Origin of the sequence: Polaribacter butkevichii, assembly GCF_038024105.1 — a bacterium.
Lineage (GTDB): Bacteria > Bacteroidota > Bacteroidia > Flavobacteriales > Flavobacteriaceae > Polaribacter > Polaribacter butkevichii.
In genome coordinates, this window is sequence record NZ_CP150661.1 from 3051878 (window position 1) to 3062500 (window position 10623).

The 10623-nt window shown below is 32.7% G+C and carries 7 protein-coding genes, 1 tRNA gene, 1 rRNA gene and 1 pseudogene (1 of these 10 running past the window's edge); 4 read left to right on the forward strand and 6 right to left on the reverse strand.

The genetic code is table 11. From position 1 onward, the window contains the following. The first annotated feature begins 21 nt into the window (after positions 1-21). Together ade and WG951_RS12930 are read left to right on the forward strand one after the other, a co-directional pair. On the forward strand, positions 22-1644 hold the full coding sequence (gene ade / locus WG951_RS12925; RefSeq protein WP_105049409.1) for an adenine deaminase: 1623 nt from the start codon (positions 22-24) through the stop codon (positions 1642-1644). Between the two features lie 391 nt (positions 1645-2035). Continuing rightward, complete coding sequence (locus tag WG951_RS12930; RefSeq protein WP_105049408.1) at positions 2036-2632, forward strand: PhnA domain-containing protein; 597 nt, start codon at positions 2036-2038, stop codon at positions 2630-2632. Positions 2633-3108: 476 nt separating this feature from the next. Here WG951_RS12930 and WG951_RS12935 read toward each other — a convergent pair whose 3' ends face one another. Beyond that, positions 3109-4260, reverse strand: a complete 1152-nt coding sequence (locus WG951_RS12935; protein WP_105049407.1) for an OmpA family protein — start codon at positions 4258-4260, stop codon at positions 3109-3111. Between the two features lie 309 nt (positions 4261-4569). Then, positions 4570-5958 carry a dipeptidase gene (locus tag WG951_RS12940; protein WP_105049406.1) on the reverse strand — a complete coding sequence of 463 codons (1389 nt, stop codon included), beginning with the start codon at positions 5956-5958 and terminating at the stop codon, positions 4570-4572. Positions 5959-6063: 105 nt separating this feature from the next. Between WG951_RS12940 and WG951_RS12945 the strand changes: the two genes are divergently transcribed. Then, positions 6064-6145 (forward strand) — tRNA-Leu (locus WG951_RS12945). 101 nt (positions 6146-6246) lie between these two features. Here WG951_RS12945 and WG951_RS12950 read toward each other — a convergent pair. The 4 genes and pseudogenes from WG951_RS12950 to WG951_RS12965 form a co-directional block, all read right to left on the reverse strand. Continuing rightward, positions 6247-7236 (reverse strand): ISAon1 family transposase, encoded by a 990-nt coding sequence (locus WG951_RS12950; protein ID WP_422897634.1) that lies wholly within the window; start codon positions 7234-7236, stop codon positions 6247-6249. Beyond that, entirely contained in the window at positions 7223-7573 is a 351-nt protein-coding gene (locus WG951_RS12955; RefSeq protein WP_158838929.1) for an ISAon1 family transposase N-terminal region protein, read from the reverse strand. Before WG951_RS12955 ends, WG951_RS12950 begins: the two co-directional genes overlap by 14 nt. A gap of 12 nt (positions 7574-7585) precedes the next feature. Beyond that, a pseudogene (locus WG951_RS12960) lies at positions 7586-7903 on the reverse strand (DUF3853 family protein). Positions 7904-8104: 201 nt separating this feature from the next. Continuing rightward, entirely contained in the window at positions 8105-8263 is a 159-nt protein-coding gene (locus WG951_RS12965) for a hypothetical protein (protein WP_340914386.1), read from the reverse strand. Between the two features lie 1400 nt (positions 8264-9663). Here WG951_RS12965 and WG951_RS12970 point away from each other — a divergent pair. Then, positions 9664-10623, forward strand: a 16S ribosomal RNA gene (locus tag WG951_RS12970) (it continues 558 nt past the right edge of the window).

Genomic DNA, 10623 nt, shown 5'->3' on the forward strand with positions numbered 1-10623 from the left:
TGTTTTAGAAACAGAAAGCAAATGATTGTACAAGGAAATATTGTAGACATACAAAACAAACGAATTTACAAAGGAGAAGTAGAGGTTATCAACGGAAAAATTTCTTCTATTAAAGAAGTAAATCATCACCAAGAAAATTATATTCTACCTGGTTTTATAGATGCACACATCCATATAGAAAGTTCTATGTTGGTGCCTTCAGAATTTGCCAAAATAGCGGTAAAACACGGTACAGTTGCAACCGTTTCCGATCCGCACGAAATTGCCAATGTTTTAGGTGTAAAAGGTGTAGAATTTATGATTGAAAACGGAAAAAAAGTTCCGTTGAAATTTAATTTTGGGGCACCAAGTTGTGTGCCTGCAACCTCTTTTGAAAGTGCCGGAGCCATTATAGATGCAGACGATATTAAATTGATGGTGGAAAACCCAGATATTAAATATTTGGCAGAAATGATGAATTACCCTGGTGTTTTATTTGATGATGCTGAGGTTTTAAAGAAAATTGAACATGCTAAAAATAACAACAAACCCATTGATGGTCACGCTCCGGGTTTAAGAGGCGATGATGTTACCAAATATATTGCAGCCGGAATTTCTACAGATCATGAGTGTTTTACGTATGATGAAGCATTAGAAAAGTTGCAAAAAGGAATGAAAGTAATTATCCGTGAGGGTTCTGCAGCCAAAAATTTTGAAGCTTTAATAGATCTATTACCAACCCATTTCGAAAACATGATGTTTTGTTCTGATGATAAACATCCAGATGATTTATTGTTAGGGCACATCAATCAACTTTGTGAAAGAGCGGTTGCTAAAGGAGTTGATGTTTTTAAAGTATTACAGGCAGCATGTATCAATCCTATTAAGCATTATAATTTAGATATTGGTTTCTTACAAAAAGGAGATGATGCAGATTTTATTTTGGTAGATAGTTTAGAAAAATTCAATGTTTTAGAGACTTATATTAATGGAGAATTGGTGGCTAAAAATGGTGAATCTTTTGTGAAATCGGTTCCTTTTGAAGTATTGAATAATTTTAATACCGATAAAAAGAAAGTATCTGATTTTAGATTTGAATCATCTTCAGAAAAAATTAGAGTTATTGAGGCTTTAGATGGCGAATTAGTAACCAATAAAATTGAAGCCAATTCTTTAATTGTAGAAGGGAATTTAGTTTCCAACACAAAAACAGATGTTTTAAAAATGACGGTTGTAAATCGTTATAAAAATGATGCGCCAGCAATTGCATTTATCAAAAACTTTGGAATTAAAGAAGGTGCTATTGCAAGTTCTGTTGGTCATGATTCTCATAATATAATTGCGGTTGGAGTGTCTGATGAGGATATTTGTAAAGCTGTAAACCTTATTATAGAAAATAGAGGAGGAGTTTGTGCTGTAAATAAAACCGAAGAAAAAATAGTTTCGTTACCCGTTGCCGGAATCATGTCTGATTTATCCGCAGAAGAAATAGGGAAATCTTATGCAGAGCTAGATGCTATGGCAAAACAAATGGGTAGTAAATTACGTGCACCTTATATGAGTTTGTCTTTTATGGCGTTGTTGGTAATTCCGTCTCTAAAATTATCAGACAAAGGTTTGTTTGATGGAACTTCTTTTTCATTTACTTCTTTAGAAATTGAATAATGAACTGTAATTGCGAGTTTACGAAGCAATCTCATTTTATATACGGTTATTCGTCTATATGAAATGAGGTTTCTTAATCGCTAATAAAAGCTCATTTTTGAAATGACAATAAAGCTTTGTCATTCCTGCGCATTAGGAATCTATAATAAGAAATTGAAAAAACAATTAGTTTCTAAAAACCTAAAAGCAAGCAAACAAGTCTAGCCCTGATTGAACGGCGTGTTTGAGCTCTTTTTTATCCCCTTTTAGGGTAAAAAAAGCGAGTAGTGAAAGCAGGAAAGAGCTCAAAGTTAAAATTTTATCAAATTCTTAATTTATGGTGTAGTTAATTGGGAATTAATTAGCTTTTTTCATTTAATAATGTACTTTTGCAGAATTAAAATAAAAAATTATGAGTTTACAACAAGACCTAGAAAGTAGAAGTGGAAATCAATGTGAATTATGTGCTTCAAAAGATAATTTATCTATATATGAAGTAAAACCAAGCTTAACAGGTGGTGGAGGTGTAGATGGAAGTTTACTGGCTTGTGAAACTTGTGTAACTCAAATTGATAATCCAGATCAAACAGATGCAAACCATTGGCGTTGTTTAAATGATTCTATGTGGAGTGAGCACAGAGCTGTAAAGGTGGTTGCTTGGAGAATGCTTTCTCGTTTAAGAAAAGAAGGTTGGCCTCAAGATTTGTTAGACATGATGTATTTAGAGGATGATGATTTACGTTTTGCAAAAGAATCTGGAGATCATTTAGATGATAGCGAAAAAATTATTCATAGAGATGCAAATGGTGCTATTTTAGAAGCGGGTGATTCTGTTGTTTTAATTAAAGATTTAAAAGTAAAAGGATCTAGTATGGTTGCAAAACAAGGAACTGCGGTGCGTAGAATTTCTTTAGATCACGAAAATGCAAAATATATTGAGGGTAAAGTTGGGCCAACTCAAATTGTAATTATTACAGATTACGTTAAAAAGATGGCAGAAAAAGAGTAATCTTTTATACCATAAAGGGTGGGTTTTACTTAGAACTTGTGTAAAGTTAAGTAGAAATCTAATACAGGTTTATTTACCGATACATAACATTAGAATCTAATTTAATGATTCTTTAAAAAAGTCATAAAAACATCTCGAGGTTTTCGAATTGTTTTTATGACTATTTTTTTTATGACTAAACTACAATAGAATTATTTATATCTATTTTAAAATAGTGTGTAGTGCTTTTTTTAGGGATAGAGAGCTATTATTACTGATTTTTGCTGCTTTCTGTTGTGGTTTAAAGGGAAATTAGCTAAGAGTCTTTTAAACATTCTCTAGTAGCTGTTAATTACTCGTTTATTTTAAATTATTTCTTAATTGTAGACGAGTTGGGGGCTTAAAATAAATAATTTATAGGCACAAAAAAAACAACCATCAACAAATAAATTGTTGATGGTTGTTCTATTATAATAAAATATGTAACGAACTATTTATTATTTTTGAATTCTAATAGCTACTCTTCTTGCTAATTGTCTAGCAGTAGAAGTTGCAGTAGTGTCTTCACCGTCGCCTTTATAAGATAATCTGTTAGCATCTACACCTGCATCAACTAAAATATTGTATACTGTTTTAGCTCTTTTTTCAGATAAAAATTTGTTGTAACCTTCTGGTCCAGTTTCATCAGCATAACCAATTAATTCAGCTTTTGCAGAAGAATTATTTTCTAAGTATGTTTTTAAGAAGTTGATTGCACTTGTAGAACCAGTTTGAACGTTAGCTCTGTCAATATCAAAATAAACGTTTACATAACCGTTGTCAATTAATTGCTTAGCAAAATCTACATTTTTAGCTCCTTCATTTCCTGCTTTAGCATATCTAGTATCTAATTCAGAAACAAGTTTTTCTTTAGTAATATCTTTTGCTTTTAAAGCTGCAATTTCAGTTTCTGCAGTTTTTAAACGGTTACTTAATTCTTCTAATTCAGTAGTTGTAGCTAATTCTTCTTCAGAATAGTACCAGTCTGCATGTTGCTCATTTTTACCTAAAGCAATGTTTACACCAATAGAATAGTTAATGATACCTCCGCTTATACCTCTTCTTTCTGCATTTGCAGTACCATCAAAAGTGTAAGTTTGATAAAAGTTACTTATTCCAGATACATCTGCAAATAAAGAAACACGATTAGATAATTTAAGTTGAGGTGTAATACCAGCAACTAAGTGAAGCATTTCATCTCCATCTCTATCAATTGGTTCAGAAGCATATAATCTAGACATACCAAAACCACCGTGTACTAATAAGTTAAAATCTTTTGTCCAACTTTTAAAGTTTAAAATATTACCAGCATTTACAACTCCTTCTAAAGTTGCTCTGTAATAGTTAGATTTAAAAGGTTTTTTATCGCTAGCTTCGCTAATACTGTTGTAGCCTAAATCTACACGTAAACCAAATCTTTCATTAAACATGTATCTAGCACCTAGGTTTGCTTGCCAGAAATCTGGGTTGTCTGTTCCATAACCAGAAGCTGATGGAAATACAATGGTTTGTACACCTGCTCCAAGATCTATAGACCATTTGTTAAATTCTTGTGCACTTAATTGAAAAACGGAACCTATTAATAATGCCCCTAAAATTAATCTTTTCATTTTTTTTGTTTTTAATTATAACTGTGATTTTGGTTGCAAATTTACAATATTTTTTGTATATACAAACAATACTTCCTGTATAATAAAAATTGCGCATTTCTGTAAAGAGAAAATAAAAACTAATTTATAAATGTTAGGTTGATGTTTGGATATTCATTTTAAAAATTATACTACTTATTTAATTCTCACTGTCTTTAAAATACATAGTCTTAATAGACTTCTACAAGTATTTTACATAAGGGCGGTAGTATAAAAATTTTAGCAGAATTTGTAAATAAAAAATCCACTTATTACTAAGTGGATTGATTTTTATTTTGAAAGTTCTGTGAAATATTTATAAAAATAAGGAATTGTTTCTATACCTTTTAGGTAATTAAAAACTCCAAAATGCTCGTTTGGTGAGTGAATTGCGTCAGAATCTAGGCCAAACCCCATTAATATTGTCTTACTTTTTAAGTGTTGTTCAAATAAGGCAACAATTGGTATACTACCACCACTTCTTTGCGGAATAGGTGTTTTACCAAAGGTTGTTTCATATGCTTTGCTTGCTGCTTTGTATGCAATATTGTCTATTGGTGTTACATAGCCTTGGCCTCCATGATGTGGTTTTACAATTACGGTTACCGATTTAGGAGCAATACTTTCAAAATGTTTTTTAAACAATTCTGTAATTTCTTTCCAATCCTGATTAGGCACTAAACGCATAGATATTTTAGCAAAAGCTTTACTAGCAATTACTGTTTTTGCACCTTCTCCTGTATAACCTCCCCAAATTCCGTTTACATCTAAGGTTGGTCTTATAGAGTTACGTTCGTTAGTGGAGTATCCTTTTTCACCATAAACTTCATTAATTTTTAAAGCCTCTTTGTAGTTTTTTAGAGAAAATGGAGCTTTTGCCATCTCAGCTCTTTCTTCTGTAGATAATTCCTCTACATTGTTATAAAAACCAGGTATGGTAATATGATTGTTTTCATCGTGTAATGAAGCAATCATTTTTGTTAAAATATTAATAGGATTGGCAACTGCGCCTCCATACAAACCAGAATGTAAATCTCTATTTGGTCCAGTAACTTCTACTTCTACATAACTCAAACCACGTAAACCTGTTGTAATTGACGGAATATCGTTTGCAATCATGCCTGTATCAGAAATTAAAATAACATCGTTTGCTAGTTTTTCTTTGTTTCTAGGAACAAACCAAGCCAAACTTTCTGAGCCAACTTCTTCTTCACCTTCAATCATAAATTTTACATTACAAGGTAAGTTTCCGGTAGAAGTCATGTATTCTAATGCTTTTACATGCATATACATTTGCCCTTTGTCATCACAAGAACCACGAGCAAATATAGCACCTTCAGGATGTATCTCTGTTTTTTTTATTACTGGTTCAAAAGGAGGAGAGGTCCATAATTCAATAGGATCGGCTGGTTGAACGTCATAATGACCGTAAACTAACACTGTAGGTAAGTTTTTATCAATAATTTTTTCTCCGTAAATAATAGGATACCCTGGTGTTTCACACATTTCTACTTTCTCACATCCTGCTTTTTTAAGGCTCTCAAGTACAAAATCTGCAGTTAGTAAAACGTCTTTTTTGTAGGCAGAATCAGCACTTACAGAAGGAATTTTAAGTAAATCAATCAATTCATTTAAGAATCGTTCTTTGTTGTCTTTTATATAAGATTGAATTGTATTCATTAAAGATATTTTTTATTTCTTCATCAAAAGTAGAAAAATAATTATGAACTGCTTTGCAGTTTCGAACTATTGTTTATATTTGCACCCCAATTTAATGGTAAAGTTGCAGGCGTGGTGGAATTGGTAGACACGCTAGACTTAGGATCTAGTGCCGCGAGGTGTGAGAGTTCGAGTCTCTCCGCCTGTACAATCAACCCTCTAATCTCTTGATTTAGAGGGTTTTGTTTTTTCAGGTGTCAAAATAGGTGTCAAAAATGGATCAAGTCAAAAAGTTGTGGGATTTTAGGATTAGGCAAAAATAGTAGTAAGTCTATATAAGAAAAAATCCACATTTCTGACGCCTCTAAACTGTGCTCTAAAGGCTTTAATTTTAGCATTGAATGATTCTGCAGAAGCATTAGTACTTCGGTTATCAAAATAGTTTAAGATGTTTTTATAATGTATGGACATAGTTCTAGCTATCGTGCTGAAGCTTTTAAACGCTGCTTGTCTTACTTTTTCATCCCATTTAGCAAGTCTTATAAGTGCTGATGTTTTATCTGTAGTGTTATTGAATATCCAAGATAGATTTTGGCATAACTTGTATGCTTTCTCTATATCAGGATATTTTTCAAACAGTATTTCTGCTCTTATGGCTTGATTTTTAGTCCATTTACTGCTGGATTTATATAATAGATATCTGCTTCTAGCTAATAGTTGTTTAAGTGTATCTCCATTAGGTAATAGTTTTGGGGTGTATTTTAAAGATTTACTTCTGGCGTTTTCAATGGCATCATTCTCAGTATCAATCGCTTCCCATCGATGTTTAATTCTTATTTCTTGCAGTGCATCTAATGCTAATTTTTGCACATGAAAACGATCTATTACTAAGGCAGCGTTTGGAAAGGATTTCTTGACTATAAGGCCCATATTTCCCGCCATATCTAAGGTTACTTCCATAACTTTCTTCCTATGTTTTAAAGGAATTTTATGAAGTATTTTTATGACAACTTCGGCTTTAGTTCCTTTGATCATGGCTACTATTGCGCCTTTCTTTCCTTTAGCTAATTTATTTGTTATTATGGTATATAAATCACCGTTAGAAAAGGCAGTTTCGTCAAGTGATAAGTGAGTCCATAAATTCTTTGCAAACAATAACCAGTCTGTTGCGTGCTTCTGTTGATCCCAAGCTTTAAAGTCACTTAAATAATCTTTATACTGTCTTTGTAAACTTCTAGGGTTTACGCCGTAGAAATTAGCTACAGTAGTAGTGCTAGTTGCGTTATTACTGACTGATATCTTTTAAAAAAGCAGCAAATTCACTAGTTATTCTAGTACCTTTTGCTACTAATTGCCAATCTCTAGTAACTACTTTTTTAGAATTTTCTTCAACCCAACGTCGTCTAATAACGTGTAGAAAAACGTTTTTACCTCGAATAGGGAAATCTTGAATAGTAGCTTCAGGAAAAAAACCTTTAGAACTTAATTTAAGTGCTTTAAATTCTTCTGGAATTGTATTTAATTCTGTGAAATGGAAATGAAGTTCTCCATTTTTAACTTCGTGTTTCGTTAATTTAAAATAGTCAACAAGAATTTCTGGTAATAATAGTTTTGTTAGTTCAATTGAAGTATCCAAAATAGAGGTTTATTAGAAAGCAAAGTTCATGCTTTTTAATTTACTCCACAATTTTTTGTGTTGATCCGCAAGTTCAGCATCAACAATAATGTTACAACCATTTTGTATAATGACTTTGTCAATTACTCCAGATTTTTTTAATCTGTTTGCTTTGGAGGTACTAACATCTATAAATTTTACAATTCCTTATATATCATAAACATATTTTTTACCTTTTTCTGGTTCTAAATTTTTTGAAGGTAATTCATTGTTTAGGTTGTTCTGTAAGAATATAAGCTCTTCTCCTGTCATTTGAAAAAGTGGTTTTTCTTTTATTGTTTCTAAATTCATAATTCTAGTTTTTAATATTATACAAAGTTGTGCGCATCAACTGTTATATTCGAACAATGTAAAACTAGATAAAATGACGTTTTTGGGAAGGTGGAAATAGCGTAAAAACTTGAGTAGGTTTTTACGCTAAACAAGTGTAATCAATAGCTTATTGATTATTTAATTGTGGTATTTCTATGGAAGATAGTTGTTAAAAAAACTCTAAGAGGTTAATGGAGTTATTTTATCTTTAAGCAGAGTATCAATTCTTTCAGCAAATGCTTCTTCATTCTCTATGGCACTTTTAGATTTTACAATTCGATATTTTCTATCGTAATATCTCTTCGTAAACTTAAATTCTTTTAAATTCCTTTCAACCATTGTTCATACAATATATACATGTACTTATTATTAAGAACAATTTTAGTAAGGTTTTTCTTTGTATATAATCAGGTTTTCCTTTTGTGTGTTCCCTTTTTTCGTTGAGATATTAAAAAAGTTGGGTTTATATATAGGTACACTTTTTCAATTCAAATAAACTTATAGAATAAAAAAGGTCGGGCTTTCCACTATATCTTTTGCGAAAAGCAAAAAGGATGCCGTTTCAATCCCTAACACAAAGCCTGTAATTGTAATTAGCAAGAAGAAAACAAGCCTACAAAGAACAATTTCAACAAATAGCCACCCCATTTGTTCTTCATATAAAAAAACGTCATTGCGAAGCACGAAGCAATCCCTTTCTTCTAATAAATTAAGCTTCTGAGCAAATCGAAGCCTATGTATTCAACAGAAACTTACACGATACTTGTCTTCTAGTAATCCGTTTATTTTTAGATTTAATTCTATTTACAAAGTTTCTACTTCATCTATAAGAGACCTTTTTCACAATTTCCTTTCCCTTAAAATAAAAAAAACAATCATTTACAGGCTTTATTTAAAAGCAAAAAAACAAATCCAAGTAACCAGGTAAAGCTATTTCAAAGATAACATTGACCAGAGTAGTAGTCGTTTTATCTAAAATTAGAGAACAAGAAACCTATTTAGACTAAATTTTCAGCTGACACTCTTTCCTTTTTTTAATGTTCTTATGTTGTAAAAAGTAGCAATTATCCCCAAAACCCAGATAAAACCCAATAACCTTAAAAAAATAACAAAAAAATATTTCATGTAACTTACTAGAAACAAAATAATTAGGAGAAGTATGTAAAATAAACAAAAAAAAGGGTTAAAAAATAGTTGTTAGATTAAAAATGTGTTGTAAGTTTGCAGCCGCTAACAGCAATATTAGTTTGTTAGTCACGTTCATTGAGAGTTTGTAAATCGAGTGAAAATTAAGGAGTTAAACCGGTAAATTTGCAAAAATTTTATCAAAAAAAACTTTAATTTTTATTAGGTTGGTTTGTAAAAAACGTTGTATGTTTGCAGTCCGAAAATTTCGGCAAAAAGTTCAGTGTTTTTTTACAGGTAAAATAAAATAAAAAAAAGTTTATTTTTTTATTGTCAGATTAGAAATAGTTTGTATGTTTGCAGCCGCTAAGAAATACAGCAAAACGATCAGAGAAAATTTGGAATAATCATTAAAACGATTAGTTAGTTCGATTCTAACATTTCTACAAAGTTGAGTTAAAGGTAAAGATTGAGTTTTATGACTTGTCGGTGCCGACTCGGCACAGTTCATTGAAAATATTGAAATTGACAGCGTAATTAAAGAGTAGAATAACCACATTATTAGATTAATGTAAAATTCTTTTGAAACTTATTCATTAAAATATTTAAAATATACAATGAAGAGTTTGATCCTGGCTCAGGATGAACGCTAGCGGCAGGCTTAACACATGCAAGTCGAGGGGTAACATTGTGCTTGCACAGATGACGACCGGCGCACGGGTGCGTAACGCGTATAGAACCTACCTTTTACTGGAGAATAGCCTTTAGAAATGAAGATTAATGCTCCATAGTATTGATTAATCGCATGATTAATTAATTAAAGATTTATTGGTAAAAGATGGCTATGCGTCCTATTAGTTAGATGGTAAGGTAACGGCTTACCATGACTGTGATAGGTAGGGGTCCTGAGAGGGAGATCCCCCACACTGGTACTGAGACACGGACCAGACTCCTACGGGAGGCAGCAGTGAGGAATATTGGGCAATGGAGGCAACTCTGACCCAGCCATGCCGCGTGCAGGAAGACTGCCCTATGGGTTGTAAACTGCTTTTATACAGGAAGAAACACTGGTATGTATACCAGCTTGACGGTACTGTAAGAATAAGGACCGGCTAACTCCGTGCCAGCAGCCGCGGTAATACGGAGGGTCCGAGCGTTATCCGGAATCATTGGGTTTAAAGGGTCCGCAGGCGGTCGATTAAGTCAGAGGTGAAATCCCATAGCTCAACTATGGAACTGCCTTTGATACTGGTTGACTTGAGTCATATGGAAGTAGATAGAATGTGTAGTGTAGCGGTGAAATGCATAGATATTACACAGAATACCGATTGCGAAGGCAGTCTACTACGTATGTACTGACGCTGAGGGACGAAAGCGTGGGGAGCGAACAGGATTAGATACCCTGGTAGTCCACGCCGTAAACGATGGATACTAGTTGTTGGGCATTAGCTCAGTGACTAAGCGAAAGTGATAAGTATCCCACCTGGGGAGTACGGTCGCAAGACTGAAACTCAAAGGAATTGACGGGGGCCCGCACAAGCGGTGGAGCATGTGGTTTAATTCGATGATACGCG